We start from the raw sequence: 26,067 nt of genomic DNA on the forward strand, positions 1-26,067 counted from the left end.
CGGGCCAATGACTTCCATGTTCAAGAAGCTTCTCCTCACCACTGCGGCCACCGCTCTCCTGGCTGGCGCCGCTTCGGCCGCCGACCTTCCGCGTCGCGCCGCTCCCCCGGTCTTCGTGCCGGTGCCGGTGTTCACCTGGACGGGTGCCTACTTCGGTATCAACGCCGGTTACGGCTTCGACGCTGGCAGCAACAGCGACCGCTACGCCCTGCCGGGTGGTTCGGTGCTGAACTCCTTCACCCGCACCCCGGTGGTCGTGTCCACCAATGGCGGCAACGACCTCGAAGGCTTCGTCGGCGGTGGTCAGGTCGGCTACAACTACCAGTTCACCCCGGGTTTGGGCGTGGTCGTCGGTGTTGAGGCGGACGCCCAGTACACCGACTTCGGCAACAAGAGCCGCACCGTGACCGGCACCATCAGCCCTGTCGCCGGCGCTCTCAACAGCCCCGTCGGTGTCCGCGTCCCGGGCAACGAGATGAACTTCTTCGGCACCGTCCGCGGCCGCCTCGGCTACGCGTTCGATCGCGTCCTGTTCTACGGCACCGGCGGCTTTGCCTATGGCGACGGTGGCACGGGTGGCGACGACTTCCGCACCGGCTACACCGCTGGTGGTGGTTTCGAGTACGCGATGCCTACCGACTCGTTCTTCAACTTCTTCAAGTCGTCCGCAGTGACGCTGAAGGTCGAAGGCCTGTACGTGAACCTCGAGAACGAAGGCCGGGCCGGCAATCGCTCGGTGTTCAACCCAGCCACCAACGTTCTTACGCTCAGCCGTTCGGTCACCGCTCGTGAGAGCGAGTTCGCCGTCGTCCGCGCTGGCCTGAACTACAAGTTCGGATCTTACTAAGGCGCTTCGCCTTATATCCTCTGACTGAGCATCCCCAGCCCGATCCAGCCGGCCGCTCGGCCAACAGACGCCCTAGGAGCTTCTCCTGGGGCGTTTTTCGTATGTGCATCAAACCTGGTCATGCCGATGAGTGGATGTGGCTGGCCAGTAGGGCCGATGCGCGCATCGCGATGGCTTGGGTTGGCTCGCACACACTCTCGCCGAACTTTAGGAGGATCGTGGCGGTGGTGCAGGGCCTATGCCGCTGCACGCCGGAGTGAGCAAGCCTATGATCAAAATCCTGACGGCGATCCTGTCGGTCATCGTGGTCCTGGCGCTGGGCGCCTGCCTCACGGTTGTGACGCTTCCGTTCCGGGCCGTCCGTGGCCTGGTGCGCAGCCGAGCCATGCCTGCATAGAGAAGCGAGTCTTTCTCCCGCACCTTAACGGTTTGTTGCCAACGTCCGGTTAGGAAGTCTCAATCTTTTGAGGATCTTCCCATGCGCGTGCTGCTGATTGAGGACGACGCTTCGATCGCCGCGAGCATCGAACTGATGCTCAAGTCGGAGAGCTTCAACACCTACACGACGGATCTCGGCGAGGAAGGTATCGACCTCGGCAAGCTCTACGACTACGACATCATCCTGCTCGACCTCACCCTTCCCGACATGTCGGGCTATGAGGTGCTCCGCAATCTGCGCGTGGCGAAGGTCAAGACACCGATTCTGATCCTCTCTGGCATGGCCAGCATCGAGGACAAGGTGAAGGGCCTCGGCTTCGGAGCCGACGATTACCTCACAAAGCCGTTCCATAAGGACGAACTCGTCGCCCGCATCCACGCGATCGTCCGCCGCTCGAAGGGCCATGCCCAATCGGTCATCACCACCGGTGACCTGACGGTGAACCTCGACGAGAAGATGGTGGCCATTGCCGGCAACCGGGTGAACCTCACCGGCAAGGAGTACCAGATCCTTGAACTCCTCGCTTTGCGCAAGGGCACGACCCTCACGAAAGAGATGTTCCTCAACCATCTCTACGGCGGCATGGATGAGCCCGAGTTGAAGATCATCGACGTCTTCATCTGCAAGCTGCGCAAGAAGCTCGCGAACGCTTCGTCCGGTAAGAACTACATCGAGACCGTCTGGGGACGCGGCTACGTGCTCCACGATGGCGTAGCCGAGATGCAGGCTTTGGCCGGTTAGGGTCTCTCATCCGCGTTTTGTGAACAGGCTTCAAAACCGCTGCGCGTCAAACGGCTGCGTCTCGCCGTCGATATGGCCGAGCAGGTCCGGGAACTGTGCCGCCTCCGGTTGGCCTGCGCGGCCGGTGTTTCGCCCATGGTTGCAGATCCACCGCCCATGATCGCCTGTAGGAAACTCGCAGCACTGAACGAGTGAGCTACCCGAGCTTCCGTTGGCATCTGCCTCGGTGTCACCGGCCCGGTCGAAGCTGGTGCACTCGATACACCGAATGTTTGCTGAGAAAGTCTGCGGGGCCGTTCGGCAGTTCGTCTTCATCGACGGAAACGTCCGCGCCATCGAGGAAAGGATCTGCAGGAGCGCTTTTCCGGCCACGAGGAGAAGACCCGCTCGCTGGGCGGAAGGAGCGGAGTGGTGGCTCGTAAACACGCTTGATCCACGATCGAACTCCTCATGGAGGCGCTTGCCCGCCTCGGGGCTGCGTTACCGACGCGCGGGTGGCGGCGCGCTTCGCACGATGAGGCCCAACCGCGCCTTCGCCAAGAACGGGCTTGGAGTAATTTAGCAGGCGTTCCTGCCACCTGAGACTTTAACTGGTCGGTAGCAGCATTGCTCTTCGATGCAACCTAAGATAGGCGTGGCGGCATTGACGCCGAGATGATCAGGGCGCCGATGCGGGACAATGCCGATGTGATCGAACGGGTGCCGGAGTTGAGGCCGATCCGCTCACCTACCCTGGATATGGGGCAATTCGCATCTAGCTCTAAGCCCGCGGCCGAGAGCCTTAACCTATGCATGCAAGAGAGAACCGAGTTGCTGCTTGGCGCAACGCATTGGCTGCACCATGAGAAGGGTAGGACGCTCAAAATGCGCCTATGACCTTTCTCCGCCAGTAGACGCCCTGCGTGTACCCCTCAGCGAGGCCCGCTGACCGAAAACAACCTGAACTGCTACCGCGTGTTGCGAGGAGATCTTTATTCACTTGCTAGTACATGCGTCCGTGCTGCTGTGCGACAGTAGCTTGACCGATGCTTGCTTCGGAACTCTCCTCCAGCCCTTCCCGTTTGCATAGCCCACAGAGAGAAACAACTTCTGACGGGCGCAATATGGTAGGAACCGACGAGCTTCGTTTCGGACCACTCGGCCGTAGCTGCGCGCATTTGTGTGTCGACATGCAGCGTATGTTCGCTGAGCAAACCGATTGGTGCACGCCCTGGATGCCTCGCGTTCTGCCGAAGGTGGTGCAGATCGTCGAGGCTCATCCCAAAGAGACCCTGTTCACTCGTTTCGTGCCAGCCCAAATGCCGGGCAATGGGGAAGGAACGTGGAAGCGCTACTACGAGCGCTGGTCTTCCATGACGATTGCGCACCTCGGAGTAGACAGGGTCAACCTTGTCCCAGAGCTTAGCCGTTTCGTGCCGCCTGCCGAGATGATCGACAAGCACGTCTACTCGCCATGGTTGGGCACAGACCTGCACGAACGTTTGCGCGGGCGGGGCATCGACACGCTCGTGGTTACAGGTGGTGAGACGGACGTGTGCGTGCTTAGTGCCGTGTTAGGCGCTGTCGATCGCGGCTACCGCATTGTCGTCGTCACAGACGGGCTCTGCAGCTCTTCGGACGAGGCGCATGATGCGATGCTCACCCTCTACCATGGCCGATATGGCCAGCAGGTCGAGACCGTCACGACTGATACCCTGCTTCGGGGGTGGGTGTAAGGAAGCGGGCTCGTGATAGCTCGGAGACCATGCGATGCGTTCTCTGGTCTTGCTTATCGGCCATAGCAAGACTTGGCCGCAATAGGCCTGATACTTCCTCTGCCCTCACATCCTAGATGTGCATATCAGGTGAGACATCCATGCTGCACGTTGTACTGCTCGGCGACTCTGTTTTTGATAACTCTGCTTACGTGGGCGGAGCGCCAGATGTGGTACAGCAACTGCGAACAGTTCTGCCTGAGGGCTCACAGTCCACATTGCTGGCCGTCGATGGTCACGTGATCACGGACGTGCCGCGCCAGCTGAGCCGGCTTCCAGACAGCGCGACCCACCTCGTGGTAAGTGTGGGTGGTAACGACGCGCTGAGAGCGTCCGGTGTGATCGAGCATCCCACCCGATCAGTAGCTGAGGCTCTCTACCTGTTGGCTGAGGTAAGAGAACGCTTTCAGACCGCGTACAGCGCCATGCTGGACACGGTCCTGGCGGCGGCACGCCCCACGGCACTCTGCACGATTTACGACCCACGCTATCCAGACCCTCAACGACGACGGCTGATCACGACAGCCCTCACGCTGCTGAATGACGTAATCACGCGCGAGGCCTTCACGCGTGATCTCTCGCTGGTCGACCTGCGCGTTCTGTGCAACGAGGACGCTGACTTTGCCAACCCCATCGAGCCGTCGGTCAAAGGCGGGCAGAAGATTGCCAAGGCTATCGCGGCCTTTCTTCATGCGCGTCCTGAGATGCAAGGTGCCAGGGCCTTCGCCAGATAGCGGCGGATGCACCAAGCCCCTATCGCTAGCTTAGCCCGACCCCATGGACCCGAGATGCCGCACCATCCGATCCAAATCCTACTACCCCTCTCCGATAATTAAGGCCACGGCTTTCCCGGCTCCGATTACACGTGCGTGCGATCGGAACTTACCAAGCAGTTCGGCGGGCTGACGGCGTTTACGCGTAGTCCGGCTGAGGGTCTTTGGGCTCATGTGCGGCCGGGCAAATTCACGCCGAAGGCAGGCAATCTCAACCACCTAACCAGATGGAGACTACCTATGTGCATGCGCGATTGATCAATTTGAATTTGGCTAAAGATAATATGAGGCGTCACCTAACTTGGGTGTCCTCCTCACTGCGGCGGCAACGGCGATGGGATAGAGATGAAGTAAATTGCGTATGCCACCAGCGCTGCGAACAAGATACCTGCCGCAATCAGGCCGAAGCGGTTACTTTTGACCGGTGACGGTTTTTTATCGATGGGAGCCATTGAACCTCCTGTTTCGCTAAAAGAACCCCGTTTTTGAAGTTTGGTTCAGTATCTCTTGAACATACTAGGTGATTCACGGATGCTCGTGTTCGGAACGGGCGGCCTCGAACTGGGCTGTCTGGACGGATTAAAATCCTTGGGCTGTCGCTCTGATGGGCGACACGGCAGACAGCGTCGAGGATTACCGTAACCGCCTGGAGGGCCGCTTTCGTGCACTCGCCCGAACGCAGCGCTGCTCACCCGAACAGCCAATGCCGACGTGGATCTGGCCACCCTGGTCCGAGAAGAGATCAAGGGCCAGGCGGAGCACGACGACCAGTACCGTCTCTCCGGACCGGAACTCCTACTGGCTCCAAAGGCCGCGGAAGTCCTCACGCTGGCCGTCCATGAACTGGCGACCAATGCCCTGAAGTATGGGGCTCTGGCTGAGCCGCATGGCCGGGTCATCATCGCCTGGACGGGATTATTGTGAGGCACTCTCTCGTTAGCTCGCCTAGCGAACGTCTGCTTCCGGCGACCATTGGGAGTTGCGTCTTCGACTAGGTTGGGTCGGAGGCGGAACGTCCGCTTCAGGGCCAGGGGGCAGGGACCGCTTCCCACCCTTCTCGGACTTTTGCGCCTACGCCCAGGGTGTCGTTAAAACGAACGGATACCCGACACGATCAAGCTATGCGTTGGGCGGGTGCAGCCTTTGCGAGGCATACCCGTGGAGATGCGGCCTGGAATGACTGCGTTGGGTGGAGGCCGTGTGAAAAGAGGGCGCCAAGCTGGGGCTGTCCGGCCGCTTGGGAGAGCGGCGGGCAGGCTTTTTGCCCCCCATCCCGATCGTTGCGAGATCGCAAGGAAGCTCAAAGAAATCCGCGACGTCGATCGTTCGATCCCTGGATCTGAAATATTCGACAGACAATCAGCGAATTAGATCAACATATATTTGATCTGATGCGTTTTGTGTTAGACTTAGCCTTTAACGGAGGCCCGGGATGACACGCTTTGTCCAAGCTGCAGATCGTCACCAGGTTGCACTGCTTCCTGATTGCCTGGACGATTACGTCACGCAAGATAATCCAGCCCGCGTCGTCGATGCGTTTGTCGATGAATTGGATCTCGCAGCACTCGGCTTTGCCGGCGTGACGCCCGCCGCCACCGGTCGACCCGGCTATCACCCTGCGACGCTATTGAAGCTCTACCTGTACGGCTACTTGAACCAGATCCCGTCCAGCCGGCGCTTGGAGCGGGAGGCCGGCCGCAATGTCGAACTGATGTGGCTGATCGGCCGCCTCGCACCCGACTTTAAGACGATCGCCGACTTCCGACGCGAGAACGGGGATGCGCTTCGCGCGACCTGCCGGCACTTCGTGATGCTCTGCCGGCAGGTCGGTCTCCTGGCCGGAGGCGTCGTGGCCGTCGACGGCAGCCGGTTCAAGGCCGTGAACACGCGCGACCGGAACTTCACCCCGGCCGCGGTCCGCAGGCGCATCGAGCAGGTCGAGACGAGCATCGTGCGCTACCTCGCAGCCCTCGATACCGCCGACCGTCAGGAGGCCGAGGTGACAGAGCTTCGTACCCCGCGCCTGAAGGAGCGGCTCTCTGCACTCCGGGATCGGCTGCGCGCGCTGCAGGCGATGGAGACGCTCGTCGAGGCCGCGCCGGACCGACAGATCTCGCTGACCGACCCCGATGCGCGGGCCATGGCGACGAACGGCAAGGGCACCGGGCTCGTTGGCTACAACGTTCAGGCCGCGGTGGACACGAAGCATCACCTCATCGTCGCCCATGAAGTGACCAACGTCGGCCACGACCGCACCCAGCTCGCCAATATCGCGGGGCAAGCTCAGGCCGCCGCGGGCGAGGAAGCCATCCAGGTTTTGGCGGATCGGGGCTACTTCTCCGGTGAGGAGATCCTGGCCTGCGACCGGGCGGGGATCGCGGTCACCCTGCCAAAGCCGATGACGTCCGGTGCGAAGGCCGAGGGCCGATTCGGCAAGCAGGACTTTGTCTACCAGGCGAGCGACGACACCTATCGCTGCCCGGGGGACCAGACGCTGACCTATCGCTTCGAGAGCATCGAGAACGGGATGACCCTACGGCGGTACTGGACGTCGGCCTGTTCGAATTGCCCGATCAAGACCTCCTGCACGCCCGCCGAGCAGCGTCGCATCACGCGTTGGGAACACGAGCACGTGCTGGAAGCCGTCCAGCGCCGGCTCGACGAGAACCCGAACGCGATGCGTGACCGCCGCCAGACGGTCGAGCACGTCTTCGGCACCCTCAAAGCCTGGATGGGAGCGACCCACTTCCTGACCCGGGGGTTGAGGAACGTGGCCAGTGAGATGAGCCTGCAGGTTCTTGCCTACAACATGAAGCGAGTGATCGCGATCCTCGGTGCCGGCCCGCTCATCGCAGCTATCCGAGGCTGAAAGCCCGGTCCCTTTGCGCGATGCGCTGTCAGATCTTTCCAGGCCGCAAATGCGTTCTCACACAGCCTCCACCCTTCTCAGACGTTCAGCACAGGCACTAGGCACCTGTGCCTCATCTGCCATTCCCGATCCGGGCCGTGTCGGTTCCAGCGCCTTGTCCTTCCGCTAACCGACCCGGTGCATCCTCCCATCGAGCCAAGTTGCGTATCGGCTCACTGTGAGATGGACGGCCCGCCCCGCCTTGGGCCTTGCTGAGAGCGGCGTTCGCAGGGCTTCCCGTCGCCCCCCATGGCTTCCGCAGAGACCATGCCCAAAAAGCCGGCCTTATGGAGCAAATGCACCAAGGTGCGACCGCCGAACCTCAGTCGAAGTTCGTGCGATAGGGCTTGATTTTACGGAGGGTTTCCTTCGCTTCTTTCATCAAAGCACGGCTGCGCTTTACCTCTGCCCGCATCTCATGAGCTAACTTGATCGCCTGCCCAACTTGCTCCCGCACTAATGGGATAGCGTTGCTCCCTATGGGGCTGACGGTGTTCGACAAAGGGTCACCATGGCGGAGGAGCAGCGAGGGGGCGGCACGGCACTCGCTAGATTGCGGGGTGCAATCTTACAGGCCCATCCTTGTGCAACCGCTTTTGCGCGGTCGCACTCACCTGAGTTGGGGGTGCCGAGATTTTCTGAGACCCAAGCGGAAACGGCACCTGAGATGCTGCCGTTATGTTCGTCAAGCTGCTGCGGCAGCCTTCCGAGGCCGACCCGCCTTCTTGGGTTTCTCCGGAGCCGGAGCGGTCTCTTCAACGACGGCGTTTTCCGGCACGACAGCCTTCGCCTTGGCCGCACCATTCCGCTGCTGCCCGAGACCGAGTTGCTTGGCCAGGGCGGACCTTGCAGCCGAGTAGCTTGCGGCGACCATGGGGTAGTCGGCAGGTAGGCCATGCTTCGCGCGGTAGGTCTCGGGGCTCAGTCCACGGAGCGTCAGATGCCGCTTCATCGTTCTGTAGGGCTTGCCATCCTCGAAGCTGATGAGATGGTCGGGCGTTATGGACTTCTTGATCTGAGCCGGCGTCGCCTTCTCGATCTTGTCCTCGGCCACCGTACCGGTTCCACCAATCGCAAGACTGCTGACGGCAGCATGCACGTTGCTCAGCAACTCGCCCAAGGCGCTTGTTGGCAAAGAGTTATTGGAGACGTAGGCGGCGACGATGTCCGCTGCGAGTTTGATGTAGTCTGGCTGAGAATTTTGGGTGCTGTCGGCCATAGCATTTTCTCTGAGGATCCGTGGACGCCCCATAGAGTAAGTTTGGTACGAAACACAACGCTTTCACCAAGCAAAACTCACGTAGCTTGTTGGATGGCGTCACCCTGAAGCGATTAACTCCGCTCAGTGTTGCCGGATTGGATTGCAGAGCACGGGGCGCCAAGGGGACCGCCCCTGGCGCTTCAGTAAGGCCGGCATCATCACGACCGACCTCGCGCCGCCCCTGATGATGAGCGTGGTAGAGCTTCCGCTTTCAACCCGTTGCAGACCCCGGGAAGGTCCGCTTCCAGGCGACCTCGCAGACAAAGACCTACGACTAGATCGGGTGGTCTCCTGCCCGTCCGTTTCTGGACAGCGGTTGCATCAAGCGGACATAGTCGAGGGGACCGCTTACGACCCCTTACAGAAGCTGGGAACGTCCGCTGGCAGGCTGCTTGGTGAGGTAGTGATCTACGGCTGGGACGGGTGGATTTCTGCCGGTCCGCTTTTGGAATGCGGTTCGCCCAATCAGACATACGCCCAAACGGCTGAGCCCACGCGGTCGTACTCTTCGGTGCCCTGCTTCTCGCATGGCATGGCTTCCACCGCTTCGTCACGGCGATCAGCGCTGTCGAGGGGACAGGCATCTCACGGCGGATGGATCGAGACGTCGATGCCAAAGCGACCTCGCAATAAGGGCTGTAATGCGCTCCCTGATCGCGTCAAATCCCGCGTCACGTCGCTCGGAAGCAGCGGGCGATGAGGCCCCGCAGAGCAAGTCGCAGGCTCGCCGTGCGCGCGATCGGGTCCACTGCCTGCGTGAATAGTCGCAAGATCAGGGTTCGGCGCTGCAGAGGGTTTGGCGCGAGGGCAACCGCATAGTTGCCCGCCTGCACCGCAAGAAAACTGGCTGGAACCCAGCCGGTTGGCTCGATCAGGACATCGAGGCCGTCGCCCACTGCGAAGGCGTGGCCCGGTGCGGTGACACGCAGCCGGGCGGTCTCCATACCGAGGGTCGCCAGAACCGCGTCGTAAGCGACCCCGCCCGACCTCACCCGCACGGGCTCTTCGATCCGGAACTCCTCCGCCCCGCGGGGACGCTCGAAGCAGACCAGGAAGGCGACGAAGCAGAACAGCATGGCGACGCCGGCCCAGATCAGGTTGAAATAGTCGAGGGATGAGATCTCGGTGGCCCCGGACGGGGAGACGAACGACCAGACGATCGCGCCGGCGGAGAGCAGGGTGATCGCTCCGAATCCTGCCGCCATGCGCCAACGCACCATGGACACCGAGCGATCGCCGCCCTTGTCGGTAACCTTGAACGGACGACCGAACGGCCGGATCGCGGCGGATGCCAGGGTGAGCGTGATGGCCAGGGCCGTCATGATGTGCGTGACCTCCATGAACAATGGGAGGGTGCGCCGTCCGGACACCCAGCTACTGTAGGTCCAGAGGGCGAAGAGCGTCGGCAGGCCGTAGCGAAGGAACGAGAGGTAGTCGGCCTGGAAGGCCGGCATATCGAAGAGCCAGTAGATCGACGGGGCCACCAGCATGAGCACGATGAACGGCTTGCACAGCCAGTTCAGCACTCCGTGGAAGTAGTGCAGCCGCTGCAGCAGGGTGTAATCGCCGCTGCGGAAGGGGCCGACCTTGAGCAGAGCAACCTGAATCGTGCCGAGGCACCAGCGCGTGCGCTGGGTGATGTATTCCGGTAGTCCCTCCGCCGACAACCCGGCACTAAGGCGCTCATTGAGCCAATGGGTGCGATAACCGTGGCGCATCAGCGAGTAGGTGAGATTGATGTCCTCGCAGATCGCATCGTGCGGGAATCCCCCCATCTCCTCGACGCGGTCGCGCCGCACCAGGAACGAGGTGCCGACGCAGAAGGCGCAGCCCCAGGCATCCTTGGCCGGCTGGAACACGTCGAAGAAGATCCGCTGATCGTCGACCCAGGCCTCGGACGCCATCAGGTTGTGCTGGATGGGATCGGCGTTGAAGAAGAATTGCGGAGTCTGGACGACGGCCGCTCGCTCGTCGTGGAAGAGGCCGACGGCGCGGCGCAGGATGTTGGGCGCTACCGCGAAATCCGCGTCGAGCACCAGGATGATCGGCGCGTTGGACCGGCTCGCAGTATGACGCAGGGCATTGTTCAGGTTGCCGGCCTTGGCACCGTGGTTGTCGGGCCGCGTGACGTAGTTCGCCCCGACCTCCTCGCAATAGGTCCGCAGCCAGTCGCGCCGGGTGTCGTCACAGACCCACACCGTGGCGTTCGGGTAATCCACCGCCAACGCCGGGATGATCGACTTCTCGACCACGTCCAGGGGCTCGTTGTAGGTGCAGATGAAGATGTCGACGGCGGGCCAAGCACCGCTCACCGAGAGCCGCGCCTCCTCGCGGTCGGCCTCGGCGGACCGGTCCTCGAAGCGGAATAGGATGACGATGGACATCAGCGTGTAGAGGATCGCCACCATCTCGAAGGCGAAGAACAGGTAGGGCCAGAGCATGTCGAGCCCCGGCTCGAAGCTTGGAAGGGTGTCGTGCCAGCGCCAGGCGGCGTAGCAGACGATGAACACGGCCGTGGTTAGGCCGAACAGAATGCGGGCGGCGGCGCTCGTGCGGTCGAGCAGGCCCGCCATGACGAGGAGCCCGATGAGAATACCGAGATCGATGGTGAGGACGGACAGGACGTCCTGAGGCGCTTCGAACATGGGCGGGGTTACTCCACGTTCCGTCCGGTGAAGGGATTCCAGCCCACGGCCGCGAGGACGCCCCAGGCGGTGGCGCCGAGATGCGGCCGGCGGAAGTAGAAGAAATCGGGCTCGGCACTGGCCGGACCGATGGCGATGCCGGTGGTGAGGCGGGTGACATCGGTGGCGAACAGGAAGCCGGATGGCGAGAGCTGCCCAGCGATGGTGGCGAGGAGGCGGTCGGCCTCGGCGCTTCGGCCGAGAAAACGGACGGTCAACGCGGCCTGGGCCGTGCCCTCGAGCCAGAGGCCATCGAGGTCCTCGTTGAAATCGAAACCGCCTCGGATTGCGAGATGGCGTTCGGCGAAGTCGAGCGCCCTGCGCCAGATGTCGGGTGCATCGATCACCCCGATCAGGGGCCAGAGCTGCGTATCCAGGGCGATCTTGGCGATGGGCTGGAGCTTGCCGTCTGGCGTCGTGCCGAGACGAAACACCCCCGGATCGCGCGCGTAGACCGCGTCAAGGAAGCCCCGCGCCGTCGCCGCGATCCGAGCTTCCTCCGCTCCGCCGTCTAGACGATGAAGCCAGGCCGCGACCGCGTGGATGTCGAGGTTGTGCTCAGTAGATTTCCACATCAGGCGTGTCTGATGCGGATCGAAACCATCGACGCCGCCGGTATACCCTTCGGGAGACCGCGGATCGCCGGTCTGTCCGGCGATCCACCCCAGCATCCGTCGAGCGCCGGCGCGGTAACCGCCGCCGGGTGCCACTGCGTCTAGGTTGAGAAGGGCGAGGGCGGCCCAGGCGACGTTCCCGGTAGCAGTGCCATCCTGATAGGCGTCCTCGGCCCATAGATTCTGTCTCGCGTCCCACCACCCGGGCAGAGCCAACGAGCCGTCACCTACTGGACCGGCACGATAAGCATTGCGAATGCGGCCATCGGAGAAGCTGCGGTCCCGTGCCAGCGCGGCGAGGAGTGCGTCGCCGATCCTGCGGGCCCGCCCGACCTCGCCGCAGGCAATCAAAGCGATCGCCGCAACGGCATTGTCGTAGGTGAAGGCCGAACTCTTCAGGGGAGCGGGCAGCTCAATCTCATGCGGGCCCGGACGATAGCTCGACACAAAAATCGGTCCGGTTCCCGTCGTGTCGACGGCCTCAGATAGAGAGTGACACAGCGTTCCCGCCAACGACAAAGGGGCACGTTCGACTCTACCTGGCGAGGACTCCGCCTCCATGGGCCGGAGCGAGACCAGGAGCAGCGCTGCCACGGTCAGAGCCAGCACAGATCCGCCGCGCGGATGCGGCCGGGTCAATGGGTGTTCTCGGCGCTGTGCTGGCGCGGCGCGGATTGTGCCGTCTTACCGTTCGCGGGGGCGGTCGAACCTTTCGAGAACAGGTCTTTGACCCCATTCGCCACTGCATCTGCCGCCTGCGTGACGCCGTTCGCCACAGAGGCCCATGCCTGCTTCGCCGCCGGCGAGTTCACACCACGGCTCACGAGATCGGAGGCTTGCACCGCCGTCCCGTTGACGGTCGTGGCCAGAGAAGCCCAGGCCGCCTTGATCTCCGGCCCCGTAACCCCAGACGCGACCGCCTTCCAGGCCACAGAAGCCGATGGAACCCAACCGTTCTCCCGGGTAATCGTGACCCACTGGCCCACCGAACACGGCGTGGTGCGGCGCGCGGCCTCGGTGGGGGAAGCGGTCTTGTCCGAGTTAGGCAGCGTGTCGCGGTCCAGGCTTACGAGCACATACATCTCGCGCCGCTCGGTTTGAGGGAACGGCACCGCGTATTGCTGATCGGTCTTGTCGCTGGTCTTCGGCAGAATCTCACTGACCCACCCGCGCTCGGGAATGCTGCTGCCCGCCGCCGAAATTCGCACCGGCGTTCCAACTGCCAGTTCTTGTGCTTGGCGATAGGAGAAGATCCCGACAGCGAAGGATTGATCGCAATCGACCAAAGTCGCCACCGAGTCGCCTGGGTTGACGTGACGCCCTTCCGCAACACCGAGTCCGAGGACGACACCACCGTTCATGGCCCGCATCTCCGCATCGGCAAGGCTGTCGAGGCGCTTGCGTTCCGCGACGAGCAACGCCTCTTGCGCCTTCAGACTTGTGGAGAGTTGCGCCTCCTCGATAGCAAGCCGCTGGGCATCGAATGCAAGATCCCGCCGCTTCTGAGTCAGCACCGCCAGGCTATTGGACTGGTTGCCTACGAAGACGCTCTTCTTGACCGCACTGAGCTCCGCCAACTTCTGGTTCAGCTTGGCCGTTTCTGCTTCCTTGTCGAAGCGAGCGGCTTCGAGCTTGTGCTGAGTCGGACGCAGGAGATCGAGGCTGGCGGTGTTGCGATCAACCATGGCCTGCTGGCGGTCGACCACCGCCTTGGTGGATTGACCCTCGGCATCTGCTGACCCCACGCGGGCGCGAGCTTCAGCCACTTCTCCGTCGAGCTTAGCGACAGTTTGTTCCACCTGACGCCTAATCTCGGCATCAAGAGCCGCTACGTAGGTCTCGTCGGACTCCCTCTTTTGCCGCGCCGCCAGGAGAGAGCCGCGCAACTCGTCAACTTTGCCATCAAGAGTAATCAGCGTCGTGCGGTCGATGCGAACGTTCTGAATGCGCGCCACCGGTGCTCCGGGGCCGAGGTGCTGCCCGATGGTGGCAGAGACCTTAGTCATCTCCCCGGCAATGGGCGCCGTCAGTAAGCTAATTGGCGCGTTGATGACGGCACGATCCGACTGATCAGCGAGGAGGGGCGGTAGGGTCGCCGTAGTCATCAGTAGGGCGAGGACGGTTGCGACCGAATATGCTGAGACTCGCACCATCCGTGTATGACTTGGTTTCTGGCCAACGAGGGACGCGGAGGCCGGTACGGGTCGCTGCATAGGACTCTCCTTAAGTAGAAAGCATGAGTGACAGGCACGCCAAGGATCCAAGCAAATCTATACTTGGCTCCAAGCGACTAATGGCACAGCGATCCAGGCGTCCAACATGGGCGCAGACGCAATCGCGGAGTATTAGATGTGGTTTAGGCCCGAATGCTGCCTGGCGTTGGCTCATTCGATGAATTTAAGATGGCTAATAGTGAATTAACCAAATGGCAACCTGCGGCTAACTGGCATGCTCAACAGAAGTTTAGCCGTTTTATTTAGAGGGCTATCACGCACGACTGTACGGCTGGATCAACGCCTCTGATAAGGCGGATGATCGCTAGTTCTACTGACTAATCTCGTTAACCCAAAGCAAGAGCGCACTTTGTTGCAAGTGCGCCCAATTAGTTGCATTATAAATCTATGAGGCGACCTGTCTCCGCGCCGCCTTTGTGCGCTGCGCCAGGATTTCGGCATCAGCGAATTATTCAACGGCATCGCAACAAAAACCGTTCCTTAACTAATTCATTCACTTTTCTGAAAATTTATGGCGCGAATTGCCTACGTAGTCCGACTTGCCGGTGGTGGCGCAATATGTGCTACGTGTACACTCTATAGGCTGAAGATATGCTCTGAGCGCCCCAGCCTTTCCAGTTAACGTGCTGAGAACAAGGGCAATCCAACTCGGCAGTCAATTTTGCGGTCGCTGGTAGCGGCGGCATTTCGCCTATGCATCCGATCAATACGCGATGCGGCCAGAATGCGGGGTGGCAAGCTGTGCCTCACAGTGACGCTAGGTTGCGGAGTGAACTTCACTAGACGACGCTAGGACGCCCAACGCTCCAGGATCGAGAGCGCGTCGCCGGTCGCGGCGAAGGTGGCAGTGTTATCGAAGATGCACCAGCTTTCGCATCCCCGCGTCGCGTCTGCGGCGAGGCGGTCAGCCATCGCGTCGAGGGCGTGCTGCTCGTAAGCGGAGTAGTAGATTTTCGGCGAGCCGTGAAGTCGATAGTAGCGTAGGCCTTGCCAGCCACCGGGCTCGTCTGCGCCCGGCATCGGTGCCGGATCTGCTGCCACACGGGCAATACGAAGTTTCGTCAACAGCGCATCAACACTTGGCGCCAGCCAGCTGGCATGCCGCGGCTCGCAAACGATGCTGCCGCCATGGGCGTGCCGAAATGCTCGCAGGAACGGGTCGCTCGTCCGATCGTCGAAGCGAAGGCTCGGCGGTAGCTGAAGCAGGAGCGGGCCGAGCTTCGGGCCGAGTCCAGCGATCTCATCCAGAAATCGCTGTAGCGGGGCGTCGGCATTCCCAAGCCGCAGCTCGTGCGTGATCATGCGCGGGACTTTCACGGCGAAGCGAAAATGCTCAGGCGTGGCCTCGGCCCATCGCTTGTAGGTGGCGAGACGATGAGGGCGATAGAACGACGTATTGATCTCCACGGCGGTGAGGCGCTGGGCATAGCGCTGTAGGTGGCTTCCAACGGCCGGAAACGCACCAGCGTAGGCTTTCGGCACATTCCACCCAGCAGTTCCAATGAAGGCCACGCTTTCGGGCTCACAATGCGTTCGAACAGCTTCATTAACATGGTCGGCGTGCCGAGGTTTCTCTGCCGTCATGGTAGGGCGTGCGGTTCCTGGGTCAGTTCGAGTGCGCCGGCGACAGCACCGAGCCAGCTCCTGATCGAGAAGGCACCCAACGCTCTGCGATCGTCTTCGAGTTCGTCCTAGCCAGTGTCGGTGACAAGCCGCTCGAGGTCGGAGAGGAGCAGGCCGAGGAGGTCGACGTCGATCTAGCCGTCGTCCGCTCGCGCGCTCTGGATGCAGCTCGATTGACGCCCCAGGTCGCTGGCACTGAAACTCGCCGAAGCCTTTACCGACGCTCGGCAGCTGTCCGTCGCTACGCCCTCGCTCAAGCGGCCGGGATCTGTGAGAGCTGCAATCAGCCTGCACCCTTCGTCACTCTGCGGGGAGAGCCCTACCTTGAGCCCCATCATACTCGGCGGTTCAGCGACGGCGGTCCAGACGATCGACGGTTCGTAGGAGTTGTCTGTCCAGGCTGCCACCGCGAGATCCACCACGGCCTGCACGGGCCCGTAAAGAACGAGCACTTGGTGGAAGCGATCCGGCAGAAGGAGAGGGACTCTGACACGTAAGGTCTGCAACGAACTCTTCTCTTAGTGAGGTGCCCCCCGAAGCTTAACAATCGTCTCGAGGTCGTCCTGGCTAATGCTGCGCAAGGCGTGGAGGAACCTGGCAAGTGCCTCCTCTAGAGTGTGCCCCTGGGTTTGTGCCGCTTCTTCCATCTTGGCGAGCTCGGTCTCGGAGAACCGCCGCCCGGTGAGATGCTCGAGCTCCTGAAAGGCAATAAGGTGACCGACTTGGTCCCGGATAAAGTTGTCGCTCGTCATAGGTTTCCTCGTCGTCATCGATCGGTCCTACACCTCTGCCATCGTAGACGTCGTGTTGATTTGATCGACGTTCTTACAATGGTTTCTGTGTGTTAGCGGGCCCAAAAATGCGCCATCCCTTCGGCTCGCAGGGCTCCAGCTCATATTGACTATCGATTGCGAGCTATTTTTACGGACGGTTGCCACATCGAGAAACGTGGCTCGCACGGGGCCAGCGAGCGATCCTATGGAACTCAGCCCTGTACCTTGGCTGCCGAGGAGAAAAGCACGATGGATTGGCGCGCGATGATCGTACCGGAGCACTCGCTTCTTGAAATACTTCTGCGTGGCTCTGTGATGTACCTGATGCTATTTATCATCATGCGCTTCGTTATGAAAAGGCAAGCTGGCGCTGTAGGTCTTGCCGACCTCCTTGTGATCGTATTGATTGCAGATGTGTCGCAGAATGCATTTTCTAATGAATACAAGTCTCTGACAGAAGGCATCCTGCTGGTTCTGACGATCGTGTTTTGGAACTATGCTATCGATTGGTTGAGCTTTCGATTGCCAATTTTCGAAAATTTCATCGTACCCAAGCGCCTGCGATTGGTGGCAGATGGCGAAATCTGTTGGAAGAACATGCGCCAAGCCATGATCACTCATGCGGAACTGATGAGCCAGCTCAGACATCAGGGGATCGATGACCCAGCATGCATCAAGGAAGCCTCGATCGAAGCCGATGGCCGTATCAGCATCATCCCGGCGGATGAAACCAAGGCCAAGCCACCGGACGATAAAGCCAGAGGCGCGATCTAGACCGAGCGCCACAAGCCGGGGTTTGCGGCAGACCAGTAGCCACCGAGCATGTCCGCTCTCCACGTTCCTGCACGAATTGTCGCAGCGGAGTTTGGGTTCGCTGCATTCAGGCGGAGCTGGATGGCTGCCCCGTCGCCCCAGCGGGCCAGGGAAGGCACTCGGTCCGAAACCGCCACGACCACCGGCCGAGTTGACGGCGGCCCTAGACGGTCAATTTTGGCGACCCTTCGCGCATCGCATCACACCACCTCCTAAGGACGATCGCGTTGTGCAACTCGATCGGACGGGCCCTTTCGGTAATCGGCGGGGCCTTTCCATGTCAGCAACGCCGGTGGGGCACGGCATGTGACAGGATGGGGCATGCTTGAGATCCAGAGCGGGTTGGCGTGTGAGCGAGTGCCGAACCGCACGGCGTGCCGGGCGAGGCGGGCCTAGATCATGGTCACTGAACAAGTCACGGCCAACCGCCATTCGACGGAGACCGCGCAAACCCAAGTGGATTGTGCCATGAACACTCGTATTACGTCTGCTGTTGCTGCTGTCGTCCTGAGCGTCAGCGCCGTTGCTTCGCCCGCCCTTGCCAAGACCTATCTCGCACGTGGCGAAGTTCCGGCCTATGAGGTGACCTCTTCCGCCCCGAGCCGTGTCACGGCCGATGACGATCTGACTACCGGATCGATCGGGTACAGCCGCGGTCGCACTTCCGCTCAGGAAGGCAATGCGGAGCAGAACAGCTTCCCGGTCTGGCAGTATGGCCGCACCTCGGGCGGTAACCGCTAAGCTTGCTGAGAACGGTTGTCGTTGGCGGCGGGGCGAGAGCCTCGCCGTTTTTGTGTGTGAGATCCGACGGGCCCGCTGGGTATCAACCTGTGTGAATGAAGGTGGCGACCCTAAGGTGGACACACTTTCTTCTGACCTGACGGGAGAAGTCGCCATGCTCGAACGGTCCGGGGAATTCTGGGAAGCGATCCCCGGCCTCGTAGAGGCGAGGGTGACATCCGTGTTTGGTCGGGCACCCAAAGCGCGAGAGCCTGTGATCGAATATCTGCGAGACCTTGAAGTCGTTGCCCGCCAGGAATGTTCTCGCCGCCAAGCCGTGCAGGTGATCGCATCCGGTCGTCGCCTGCTTGGCGATGAGACCGATGTCGGTAACGGCTTGGGCCACTCGTTCGAGAAGGCGTTGATGGGGTAGGCGTAGCCGTCAATCGCTCTGTCGGTGGGACGCTCATGACAACCACCCCGCGAGGCCGGTCCATGCCTCGGTGATGTTGGCCTCGCGAGGGTCGGCCTTGTTGGGGCCAGTTCGCGGATAAATGCGATTTCGTGCGTTAGGGCCTCGGGGCCGCCGGCCTGGATTAATTCGTCACCCTTCCTGCGGATCGCGCGACAGAACGCCGTGGCGGTTCGCCTGCCCGGGACAGGACCCCGAGATCGTGCGCCGAAGCGCTTTGGGCCGCATCTTGGCCTTCGGGCGACAGGCCGAAATAAACGGCGCCAACTCCATCGCCTGTCCGTCCGACAGCACCACGTCTCCTCACCTGAAACGGGAAAACGTCAGACTTTGCAATCCGTTCGGGCGAGGCCAGGTCCGAGGACGGACCATGTTTCAGGGGGGGGCAAGCCATGGCAGAGCGCCAGCCCGGACGTTTTGCGGAACGTTCCTTCAGACACATGTGTAAGTGGAACGGGACGACGAAGGCTGGGGCGGGTAGAAACCTTTATGGAAGCGATCAAGCATCGTCTCAGAGACCTGTACGAGGGCGATAGCGACAGGGCACACCGATTTCGCTACGGCCTGCTTGTCTTCGATATCGCGACGATCCTTTTCATTGTGGTGTCGTCGTTCATGCCAAGGGCGCCGGTCGTGGAGGGACTCGATGTCCTCGTCGGCCTTGCAGTGCTCACGGACTTCGTCGCCCGATTCTCCATCGAACGGCACCGCTGGCGGGAATTACTCCGTCCGACCACCTGGGCCGACATCGCCGCACTGGTCTCGTTCCTCGCCCCCATCGTCGGCGAAGGGGCCGGGTTTCTGCGTATCCTGCGAACCTTACGGCTGCTGAGGACCTATCAACTCCTTGACCGCTTGCGCTCCGATAGCGGGTTTTTCCGCCGCAACGAGGAGGTGATCCTCGCCGCCGCCAACCTTTCGGTGTTCGTCTTCGTGATGACGGGGTTGGTATACGCCACTCAGCACCGCACCAATCCGGCTATCGCCAACTACGTCGATGCCTTGTACTTCACCGTCACCTCACTCACCACCACCGGCTATGGCGACGTGACCTTGCCTGGCACGTCTGGTCGCTTACTGTCCGTCGTGGTGATGATATGCGGAGTGACGCTGTTTCTGCGCCTCGCTCAAGTTCTGTTTCGTCCCAACAAGGTAAGGCATCCTTGTCCGGCCTGCGCTTTACAAAGGCACGAGCCGGATGCGGTTCACTGCAAGGCCTGCGGGACCGTGCTGAGCATTCCCGATGAGGGAGAGTACTGACCGGAAGGCGGCGTGGTCGCGTAGATGCCGCACCGGTCCACCGGGCTCACATGTCAGACAAGTGCCCTGGACGCGAGGTGGAGCCCGAGCCCCAACAGCCCGAGATAGAAGCAGCGTCGGAAGACGGGCTCACTCACACGGCCGCGCACCCAACCACCCAGCTTCATGCCGAGGAGGGCAGGGACCAGGGCGAGCGCCGAGACACTGGCGATGCCGAGGTTCAGGATCCCGCTACCCGCCAGGGCGACGGCAAGCGCCACGGTGGACACCGTGAAGGATAGCCCAAGGGCCTGGATGAGATCCTCCCGATTGAAACCCAGTGCGGCGAGAAACGGTGCGGCGGGAATCGAGGAGACACCCGTGGCGGCCGTCACCAATCCCGTCGTCGCCCCAGCCAGCGGTGCCAGCCAACGCTCGGCCCCTGGTGGGACTCTCAGGCGGGGGGCCGCGAGCCCGAGGATCGCAGAAGCGATCAGGGCGAGGCCCAAAGCAACGATGGCCCCGCCTCCGAAATTTCCATGTAGGAGCGCAGCTGCCGCCAGGGTCCCAACGACACTCGCCGTGAGCATCGGCCAGAGGCGCCGCGCCAGCGTCCCGAAGCGCGGACCGGCCGCAAGCTGCCAGATGTTCGTCACGAAGGCCGGCACGACCAGGAGTGCGGCGGCCTGAGCCGGTGCCATGACCAAGCTGAGCAACCCCATGGCCACAGGCGGTAGGCCAAGCCCGACGACACCTTTGACGAACCCGGCAAGGAAGAAAGCGAAGGCTGCGACAGCGAGAGGGAATGGTTCGAGGGCGAGGGGCATGATGGCCGGGAGATCCAAAGGCATGAGGCCCAGCCTGCCTCGCCCCTGACCCTGGCGCCGTCACGGCACACTATGGAAAACAGGGGCGTTGTGCATGCGGCGTCACGCAGGGCGATGGGCTAGGGCAAGATGACGGAAGACACCCTTACGGAAGCGAGCTTGCACGCGTTCCTTGGTGCCTTTTACGCGAGAGTTCAACGCGATCCCCTCATCGGGCCGGTTTTTGCCCGTGTCATCGCCAATGACGATTGGCCCCGCCACTTGGCTGTCATTCAGGATTTCTGGTCCTCGGTGCTTCTGAAATCCGGCCGTTACAAGGGTAATCCCTTCGGCAAGCATCGGGGGCTCGGTGATCTGACGCCAGCCCATTTCGCCCGCTGGCTCGCGCTGTTCGAACAAGCGGCGAACGAGGAGTTCCCACCTGACATCGCGACGATCCTCATCGAGCGTGCTCACCGCATCGGCGACAGCTTGCAGGCGGGCCTTTTTTTCCGGCCGGGGATCCCGCGTGCGGAGACCTGAATTCGCGGACCGCTGCAAAAGCGAGAGCTACCCTCAGCGTATTGCAACGAAGTGGTCGCTGACTGCGTAAAGGCCCGACTGGCTCTTCGACCGAAGGAATGAGAATGCGCGGCTCAGCACGGATGCATCATACAGGACCGCGTCGTGGCGCCGCCGCTGTGTCGGCCATTCTGCTTGGGATTTTGACGACGCCTGCTTTCGCCATCACGCCGGTGACGCCCGTGGGAGTGGAGAGCTGCGACGCGTTCCTCGAGGCATATGCCCGATGTGCTGCCAGCCCTGGAGTACCGGAGGCGGCCCGCCCAGGCATTCGACAGGGCATCAACACGATGCGGGAGAGCTTCCGCGACACGGTCATGCGTAACGAGACGGCTCGACCGACCGTGGCCTATCAATGTGCCCAGGCTCACGAGGCCGTACGCAAAAGCCTGATCGATGCCTTCAAATGCGATTTTCCGGCTGCGCCCTCAGCTTCGCAGGCTCTGCTGCAGACCCCACCGTCGCCACCGAGAAGCACGGGTGCGCCCACCCGCACTGCGCCGCCGCCGACCCCCGAGGCTCAGGCGCTCGCCAAGGCCAATGCCTATACGGAGGCTCAGAACCATCTCGTCCGGTCCCACCCTCTCGAGCAGCAACTCGCCGATTATCGCCGCGACAATGAGCGGGTGCTCAAGCTCGGCACGAAGCTCGGAGCCAATGCGTGGTACCATTTCGGCATCGTGGATTTCGATGGAGTCATCGGTGAGTTGGAGAAGGCCATCGCCTTGCCTGGAGCGGTGCCCGAGATCGATGCCGAGGCCGCCCGATTGCTCGCGGCGCTGCGCGAGCTCAACCCCACGCTGAAGGCACTCACCCGCTATCAGACCACACGAGAATTCAAGGAGGACGGCTACAAATTCGCAAGGGAGCAGCACGCGATCCTCGTCCCCCGTGTCGAGGCCGCTGCCAAAGCGATCGAAACTTACGGCTCCGCGCTGTTCGAGCGTGAGATTGCCCGGGATGAGCGGCGCCTGACGACGCTTCCGGAAGACGCGCCGGCGCGCCGTCTTCTCTCGACGAGCCTTACCTTGCGACGCGCCGTGCGGCGCTTCGAGTCACTGGGACCGAAGGCAGATGTCGCGCCCTTTCTGGCGGCACTGGCCGAGGTATCGAACGCCAACCGGCAGCTTGGCACGACCTTCGACGGCATGAGTCCGAAAGCCGACTCATCCTGCACGGGCTACACGGATACGGTCGCGAGCCTGATCGGGCATGGCCGGGATGTGGCGCGTGACATTCGCGCGAAAGGCGACCCGAGCCAGCCGGCGCAACGCTTCAACGAGACCTACAATCGCTCGGTGCGGGATTTCGAATCGTGCCAGAAGAACGACGATCGCGTCCGTCCGGGCTGATGCCGCGCGGACAAGAATGGCTGTAGCGCCCGGACGTCTCACGTCTCGACCGTCACGTCAGATAGCTTCTTCCACGACCTCAAGGTCGGGCCTCGTCCACCCGCGACGATGGCCGACCCGGGACGAGGCCCGACGCGACGTGTTCGCCTACATGGAGGGCTACGCTCGACCAGCCTCATCACCTCCAATCGGTGATGCGTGGTGTCGGTGAACAGGTGAAAGCAACTCCGCGTGAGATCGTTGACAATCTTTCGTGTTCTTGATCATAAAGCGGCATCACAACATAAATAAAATTCAACTTTCATCAGAATCCATCGTAGTAATCAAAGAAGACGCGATCTGGATCGTGCTTGTCTCTCAGAGCACAAAGCCGTTCCCATTTTTCAGGGGTGAAGGCTTGGGGGATATTGCTTGGCTGTTCGACCGTGTTCGTCTCGCCGATGTAATAGCCGGTATTGAAAGGGCGCAAGGTCGTCGTGATACGGCGATGCCATTCGGTGTTGGCGTCATCGTCTTCGGCCTTCCACCACATGGTCCACGGGCCACCATAAACCTTGGAGGAGACGGAATAGGCCATGTCCTTCTGTGCGGCCGGGACATTGGGGCCGCAGAAGATGGTCAACAAGAAGACGGATGTCGCGGAAGGCGCGCTCGGCAGCAGGTGCAGGATGGCCTGCACCAACTCTCCCGGGGAGTGATCGGAATAGGTCGCCTCGACGCGAGAGCGGGCACCTTCCGGCCAGAAGGATCCTGACGCATCGAACAGCTGCTCGAAGGTAACGAGCGTCGCGAACGACGACGAGAGCGGAAGGATCGGAGCGTGTTCCAGCGCCTGCAGCGCGGCCTCCGCGGCGTGCGGCGTCTGCTCGAACGCCGTCGCCGTGACCATGCAAAGCCAGCCGTTCCGAGCGGCGGCCTGTCCTCTCAACTCCGGTGGCGCCTGTACGACGAACAGGCTCAGTTCGACCGCGGGAGACAGGCTCGGGGCTATCGTGCCGAGCCAGGTTCCGATCGCCGGTGCGTCATCGAGCCGATAGTAATAGGTGCTGCCATGCATGGCTTCGGGCAGCCGATGAAGCTTGAGAAAGTATTTCGTGACGATCCCGAAGAATCCGGAGCCTGCACCTCGGGCAGCCCAGAAGAAATCCGTGTTCTCGGTCGCGCTCGCCTTGATCAAGTCGCCCTGCGCCGTGACGAGTTCGATCGCCTCGACGCTCTCGGCTCCGCTCCCCCAGACGGTGGGGTTCCAGGCCATGCCACCACCGAGCAGATAGCCGCTCGCCTTCACCTGAGGACAATGGCCGGTGGGGAAGGCCAGCCCAAGGGGATTGAGCGCTTTCTGGATGTCACGATTGCTGATGATCGGCTGAATGACCGCCTTCAGATTATCGGCATCGATGGAGATGATCTTCGTGAAATTCGAGAGATCGATCAGGATGCCGCCATGACGCAACGAGGGCTGGCACCAGTTATGGCCGCCGCCGCGGACGACGACCTTCAGGCCGCTCGCGCGGGCGAACCGCACGGCCGCGACGACATCGTCCTCGTCCACGGCTCTCACGACGGCCTGGGGGGCACGGTCCGGGATCAGCCTGTTCCAGAGATTCCCATGGATCGCCTCGAGGAACTGCGCATCGCCCGCAGCGAAGACCTCACCTTTGCAGGCGTCCCTCAGACCAACGATATTCATGGCGTCACGCAGTATGAAGGAGGAGCCCGCCCGGATGGGAGCGATCCGGGCGGAGGATCTTGCTTTGATCGGCGTTCGAGAGTCGGATTCAGTAAGGGACCCTGTCCGCCTTCTGGGCATACTTCTTCCAGACTTCGACGGCTTCCGTGCGCATGATCTGCGTTGTCGGAATGGAGCGCTCGGAGACATCCTTCTTGAGCTCGGCATAGATCATGCTGTCGTCGAAGCCGCCGTATTCCAGTGCGTCTTCCACCTGGGCGGCGTAGTAAACCCGCTTGATGCCGGCCCAGTACGCGGCCGCCATACACATCGGGCAGGGCTCGGCGCTGGTATAGAGCGTCGCGTCGCGAAGCTTGAACGTCCCTTGCGACTTGCAGGCCTTGCGAATGGCCTCGATCTCTCCGTGCCATGTCGGATCGTTTTCCGCGACGACGCGATTCGCGCCCTCGGCGATGATCTCGCCATCCTGAACGATGACGCAGCCGAAGACGCCACCGGCGCTCTCGACCAGGGAGGTCTTTTCGGACAACGCGATCGCCCGAGCCATGAAATCAGTGTGGTCGTGAGCCATTTCCAGTCTTCCTCGGTTGAGTGATCAGCTTATGCTGTGACGAACGATGACGAATGATTAAAACAGGTGGGAGAAGAAGAACATTTCGAGCCCGTAGAGTGCGGCCAGAATCGTCACGCCCAGCAACTCCTTGCGCCAGCGCTTGTGCGCATCCGGTTTCAGCCACCAGCCCAGGCCGAAAATCGCCACCGCCATCAGCGGCCATGACACGAGCGAGACGCTGATGGCATTGCCGATGAAGGTGGAAACGGTCAGCGGCAATCCGTTCAGCAAGGGGCTGAGGAAGCGGATTTCCAGCATGACGACGGGAAACAGAACGAGCAGGACGAGGCAGGTCTGCTTCCAGGCGGGTGGCGGCGCGAGACGCTGCTCATTGGCGAACCACCCGGCGAACGGGTTGCTCATCCTGTGGCTCCGCCAGGTCGATACCTGGGGCGTCGCTTCGGCCAGGATCGCCTGTCTTTCCGGGGATTGCAGCCAGGCATCGAGGAAGGCCGGGCTTTCGAAGCGCACCAGCGTTGTCCAGTACGGGACTTCCGGCGACAGGGGCGCCTGGACGAGGGTGCCCATATATCCTGGAAAGCGGGCCTGTCCCTGCTGAATACGTTCGGCCCAACGCCGAAACGCCTCTTCCTGCCCCGGCTTCACAACCGTCGTGATGACCTCCGTGACGGTCGTCGTGGAGTGATAATCCGGCGCCGCCTCATCGGCGTGTGGTCCCTTGCCGTCGCTTTCCAAGGCCGTGAGGTTTGCCAGGAGCGTAGCGCGCGCCTCGTCCTCGACCCATCGGGTCAGCGCTTCGGGCGAGCGGAACCGTTGGATGATCTGCCATTCGACCGAACCGGCGAAAGCCGGGATGATCTCGAGGCTGACGAAGTCATGGGATGCCGAGACGGCCCGGGTAAACTCGGCCTGCCACGTTGCGAAGCGAGCCTCCATGCCGGGCCGCACAGTGAGTTTCGTCGCGACGGCCTTCGTCGTCCCGGTTTTGATTGCGCGCGACGCATCCTGCCGTAAGTCTAGACCGCCACTTGCATTCGGTTTTTCGATAACATCTTGGTTGTACGCCACCGAACTCATCCTGCGAATCCCATATCGCCCAAATACATGACTGGTTCGGTAGCTCTGTAGGTCATTGACCTACAGAAATTCACTTCCATGCTCAATTCTT

Annotated in this window: 24 protein-coding genes; 13 read left to right on the top strand and 11 right to left on the bottom strand. The window is 61.7% G+C overall.

Annotation, left to right across the window (positions count from 1 at the left end; genetic code table 11):
• Positions 1–16: 16 nt before the first annotated feature.
• The 5 genes from ACYQR9_RS06055 to ACYQR9_RS06075 all read left to right on the top strand — a co-directional run bounded on the left by ACYQR9_RS06055 (position 17) and on the right by ACYQR9_RS06075 (position 4,515).
• On the top strand, positions 17–847 hold the full coding sequence (locus tag ACYQR9_RS06055) for an outer membrane protein (protein WP_461229026.1): 831 nt from the start codon (positions 17–19) through the stop codon (positions 845–847).
• A 268-nt stretch (positions 848–1,115) separates the two neighbouring features.
• A complete protein-coding gene (locus ACYQR9_RS06060; RefSeq protein ID WP_461229027.1) occupies positions 1,116–1,244 on the top strand; it encodes a hypothetical protein in 129 nt (42 codons plus the stop codon).
• An 81-nt stretch (positions 1,245–1,325) separates the two neighbouring features.
• A complete protein-coding gene (ctrA, locus tag ACYQR9_RS06065) occupies positions 1,326–2,027 on the top strand; it encodes a response regulator transcription factor CtrA (RefSeq protein WP_056428356.1) in 702 nt (233 codons plus the stop codon).
• A 1,103-nt stretch (positions 2,028–3,130) separates the two neighbouring features.
• Positions 3,131–3,742 carry a cysteine hydrolase family protein gene (locus ACYQR9_RS06070; protein WP_461229028.1) on the top strand — a complete coding sequence of 204 codons (612 nt, stop codon included), beginning with the start codon at positions 3,131–3,133 and terminating at the stop codon, positions 3,740–3,742.
• Positions 3,743–3,882: 140 nt separating this feature from the next.
• Complete coding sequence (locus ACYQR9_RS06075) at positions 3,883–4,515, top strand: SGNH/GDSL hydrolase family protein (RefSeq protein WP_461229029.1); 633 nt, start codon at positions 3,883–3,885, stop codon at positions 4,513–4,515.
• Between the two features lie 353 nt (positions 4,516–4,868).
• Here the strand turns inward: ACYQR9_RS06075 and ACYQR9_RS06080 are convergent, their stop codons facing one another.
• Positions 4,869–5,006 (bottom strand): hypothetical protein, encoded by a 138-nt coding sequence (locus tag ACYQR9_RS06080; protein WP_156467779.1) that lies wholly within the window; start codon positions 5,004–5,006, stop codon positions 4,869–4,871.
• 259 nt (positions 5,007–5,265) lie between these two features.
• Between ACYQR9_RS06080 and ACYQR9_RS06085 the strand changes: the two genes are divergently transcribed.
• Both ACYQR9_RS06085 and ACYQR9_RS06090 read left to right on the top strand, forming a co-directional pair.
• Positions 5,266–5,478, top strand: coding sequence for a hypothetical protein (locus ACYQR9_RS06085; RefSeq protein ID WP_461229030.1), 213 nt, complete (start codon positions 5,266–5,268; stop codon positions 5,476–5,478).
• A 508-nt stretch (positions 5,479–5,986) separates the two neighbouring features.
• Positions 5,987–7,423, top strand: a complete 1,437-nt coding sequence (locus ACYQR9_RS06090) for an IS1182 family transposase (RefSeq protein WP_419952803.1) — start codon at positions 5,987–5,989, stop codon at positions 7,421–7,423.
• A gap of 724 nt (positions 7,424–8,147) precedes the next feature.
• Here the strand turns inward: ACYQR9_RS06090 and ACYQR9_RS06095 are convergent.
• The 6 genes from ACYQR9_RS06095 to ACYQR9_RS06120 form a co-directional block, all read right to left on the bottom strand.
• On the bottom strand, positions 8,148–8,681 hold the full coding sequence (locus ACYQR9_RS06095) for a Ros/MucR family transcriptional regulator (protein WP_056453467.1): 534 nt from the start codon (positions 8,679–8,681) through the stop codon (positions 8,148–8,150).
• Positions 8,682–9,394: 713 nt separating this feature from the next.
• A complete protein-coding gene (locus tag ACYQR9_RS06100) occupies positions 9,395–11,368 on the bottom strand; it encodes a glycosyltransferase family 2 protein (RefSeq protein ID WP_461229031.1) in 1,974 nt (657 codons plus the stop codon).
• Between the two features lie 8 nt (positions 11,369–11,376).
• Complete coding sequence (locus tag ACYQR9_RS06105) at positions 11,377–12,582, bottom strand: hypothetical protein (RefSeq protein WP_461229740.1); 1,206 nt, start codon at positions 12,580–12,582, stop codon at positions 11,377–11,379.
• Positions 12,583–12,656: 74 nt separating this feature from the next.
• A complete protein-coding gene (locus ACYQR9_RS06110) occupies positions 12,657–13,976 on the bottom strand; it encodes an HlyD family efflux transporter periplasmic adaptor subunit (RefSeq protein ID WP_162239902.1) in 1,320 nt (439 codons plus the stop codon).
• 1,068 nt (positions 13,977–15,044) lie between these two features.
• The gene (locus ACYQR9_RS06115; RefSeq protein WP_461229032.1) at positions 15,045–15,839 is read right to left on the bottom strand and encodes a DUF72 domain-containing protein; all 795 of its coding nucleotides are present in this window, start codon (positions 15,837–15,839) and stop codon (positions 15,045–15,047) included.
• A gap of 557 nt (positions 15,840–16,396) precedes the next feature.
• Positions 16,397–16,630, bottom strand: a complete 234-nt coding sequence (locus tag ACYQR9_RS06120; protein WP_056428312.1) for a hypothetical protein — start codon at positions 16,628–16,630, stop codon at positions 16,397–16,399.
• 270 nt (positions 16,631–16,900) lie between these two features.
• Here ACYQR9_RS06120 and ACYQR9_RS06125 point away from each other — a divergent pair, with 270 nt between their 5' ends.
• The 4 genes from ACYQR9_RS06125 (at position 16,901) to ACYQR9_RS06140 (ending at position 19,916) form a co-directional block, all read left to right on the top strand.
• Entirely contained in the window at positions 16,901–17,425 is a 525-nt protein-coding gene (locus ACYQR9_RS06125; RefSeq protein ID WP_056428309.1) for a DUF421 domain-containing protein, read from the top strand.
• Positions 17,426–17,863: 438 nt separating this feature from the next.
• On the top strand, positions 17,864–18,205 hold the full coding sequence (locus ACYQR9_RS06130) for a hypothetical protein (RefSeq protein ID WP_405030652.1): 342 nt from the start codon (positions 17,864–17,866) through the stop codon (positions 18,203–18,205).
• A gap of 154 nt (positions 18,206–18,359) precedes the next feature.
• Positions 18,360–18,617, top strand: coding sequence for a hypothetical protein (locus ACYQR9_RS06135; RefSeq protein ID WP_461229033.1), 258 nt, complete (start codon positions 18,360–18,362; stop codon positions 18,615–18,617).
• 528 nt (positions 18,618–19,145) lie between these two features.
• Complete coding sequence (locus ACYQR9_RS06140; RefSeq protein ID WP_056428304.1) at positions 19,146–19,916, top strand: potassium channel family protein; 771 nt, start codon at positions 19,146–19,148, stop codon at positions 19,914–19,916.
• Between the two features lie 53 nt (positions 19,917–19,969).
• On the opposite strand, the gene ACYQR9_RS06145 is transcribed toward ACYQR9_RS06140, so the two are convergent.
• Entirely contained in the window at positions 19,970–20,746 is a 777-nt protein-coding gene (locus tag ACYQR9_RS06145; RefSeq protein WP_461229034.1) for a sulfite exporter TauE/SafE family protein, read from the bottom strand.
• Positions 20,747–20,851: 105 nt separating this feature from the next.
• Between ACYQR9_RS06145 and ACYQR9_RS06150 the strand changes: the two genes are divergently transcribed.
• Positions 20,852–21,244: a group III truncated hemoglobin gene (locus ACYQR9_RS06150; protein WP_461229035.1), complete on the top strand. Its 393-nt coding sequence runs from the start codon at positions 20,852–20,854 to the stop codon at positions 21,242–21,244.
• Between the two features lie 329 nt (positions 21,245–21,573).
• Positions 21,574–22,635, top strand: coding sequence for a DUF3829 domain-containing protein (locus tag ACYQR9_RS06155; RefSeq protein ID WP_461229036.1), 1,062 nt, complete (start codon positions 21,574–21,576; stop codon positions 22,633–22,635).
• Positions 22,636–22,939: 304 nt separating this feature from the next.
• Here ACYQR9_RS06155 and ACYQR9_RS06160 read toward each other — a convergent pair whose 3' ends face one another.
• The 3 genes from ACYQR9_RS06160 to ACYQR9_RS06170 form a co-directional block, all read right to left on the bottom strand.
• Entirely contained in the window at positions 22,940–24,325 is a 1,386-nt protein-coding gene (locus tag ACYQR9_RS06160) for an FAD-binding oxidoreductase (RefSeq protein WP_461229037.1), read from the bottom strand.
• 88 nt (positions 24,326–24,413) lie between these two features.
• Positions 24,414–24,896: a nucleoside deaminase gene (locus ACYQR9_RS06165; RefSeq protein WP_018043743.1), complete on the bottom strand. Its 483-nt coding sequence runs from the start codon at positions 24,894–24,896 to the stop codon at positions 24,414–24,416.
• Between the two features lie 57 nt (positions 24,897–24,953).
• Positions 24,954–25,976 (bottom strand): antibiotic biosynthesis monooxygenase, encoded by a 1,023-nt coding sequence (locus ACYQR9_RS06170; protein ID WP_461229038.1) that lies wholly within the window; start codon positions 25,974–25,976, stop codon positions 24,954–24,956.
• Between the last annotated feature and the right edge of the window lie 91 nt (positions 25,977–26,067).

The sequence above is a fragment of the Methylobacterium sp. CM6241 genome, from assembly GCF_054817845.1.

Bases quoted from the DNA above. Each gene is read 5' to 3' on its own strand.
- ACYQR9_RS06095 (WP_056453467.1), bottom strand. From the start codon at position 8,681: ATGGCCGACAGCACCCAAAATTCTCAGCCAGACTACATCAAACTCGCA.
- ACYQR9_RS06165 (WP_018043743.1), bottom strand. From the start codon at position 24,896: ATGGCTCACGACCACACTGATTTCATGGCTCGGGCGATCGCGTTGTCC.
- ACYQR9_RS06155 (WP_461229036.1), top strand. From the start codon at position 21,574: ATGCGGGAGAGCTTCCGCGACACGGTCATGCGTAACGAGACGGCTCGA.
- ACYQR9_RS06160 (WP_461229037.1), bottom strand. From the start codon at position 24,325: ATGAATATCGTTGGTCTGAGGGACGCCTGCAAAGGTGAGGTCTTCGCT.
- ACYQR9_RS06150 (WP_461229035.1), top strand. From the start codon at position 20,852: ATGACGGAAGACACCCTTACGGAAGCGAGCTTGCACGCGTTCCTTGGT.
- ACYQR9_RS06100 (WP_461229031.1), bottom strand. From the start codon at position 11,368: ATGTTCGAAGCGCCTCAGGACGTCCTGTCCGTCCTCACCATCGATCTC.
- ctrA (WP_056428356.1), top strand. From the start codon at position 1,326: ATGCGCGTGCTGCTGATTGAGGACGACGCTTCGATCGCCGCGAGCATC.
- ACYQR9_RS06145 (WP_461229034.1), bottom strand. From the start codon at position 20,746: ATGCCTTTGGATCTCCCGGCCATCATGCCCCTCGCCCTCGAACCATTC.
- ACYQR9_RS06080 (WP_156467779.1), bottom strand. From the start codon at position 5,006: ATGGCTCCCATCGATAAAAAACCGTCACCGGTCAAAAGTAACCGCTTC.
- ACYQR9_RS06055 (WP_461229026.1), top strand. From the start codon at position 17: ATGTTCAAGAAGCTTCTCCTCACCACTGCGGCCACCGCTCTCCTGGCT.
- ACYQR9_RS06130 (WP_405030652.1), top strand. From the start codon at position 17,864: ATGGTCACTGAACAAGTCACGGCCAACCGCCATTCGACGGAGACCGCG.
- ACYQR9_RS06125 (WP_056428309.1), top strand. From the start codon at position 16,901: ATGGATTGGCGCGCGATGATCGTACCGGAGCACTCGCTTCTTGAAATA.
- ACYQR9_RS06060 (WP_461229027.1), top strand. From the start codon at position 1,116: ATGATCAAAATCCTGACGGCGATCCTGTCGGTCATCGTGGTCCTGGCG.
- ACYQR9_RS06070 (WP_461229028.1), top strand. From the start codon at position 3,131: ATGGTAGGAACCGACGAGCTTCGTTTCGGACCACTCGGCCGTAGCTGC.
- ACYQR9_RS06105 (WP_461229740.1), bottom strand. From the start codon at position 12,582: ATGGAGGCGGAGTCCTCGCCAGGTAGAGTCGAACGTGCCCCTTTGTCG.
- ACYQR9_RS06170 (WP_461229038.1), bottom strand. From the start codon at position 25,976: ATGAGTTCGGTGGCGTACAACCAAGATGTTATCGAAAAACCGAATGCA.
- ACYQR9_RS06075 (WP_461229029.1), top strand. From the start codon at position 3,883: ATGCTGCACGTTGTACTGCTCGGCGACTCTGTTTTTGATAACTCTGCT.
- ACYQR9_RS06120 (WP_056428312.1), bottom strand. From the start codon at position 16,630: ATGACGAGCGACAACTTTATCCGGGACCAAGTCGGTCACCTTATTGCC.
- ACYQR9_RS06090 (WP_419952803.1), top strand. From the start codon at position 5,987: ATGACACGCTTTGTCCAAGCTGCAGATCGTCACCAGGTTGCACTGCTT.
- ACYQR9_RS06135 (WP_461229033.1), top strand. From the start codon at position 18,360: ATGCTCGAACGGTCCGGGGAATTCTGGGAAGCGATCCCCGGCCTCGTA.
- ACYQR9_RS06140 (WP_056428304.1), top strand. From the start codon at position 19,146: ATGGAAGCGATCAAGCATCGTCTCAGAGACCTGTACGAGGGCGATAGC.
- ACYQR9_RS06115 (WP_461229032.1), bottom strand. From the start codon at position 15,839: ATGACGGCAGAGAAACCTCGGCACGCCGACCATGTTAATGAAGCTGTT.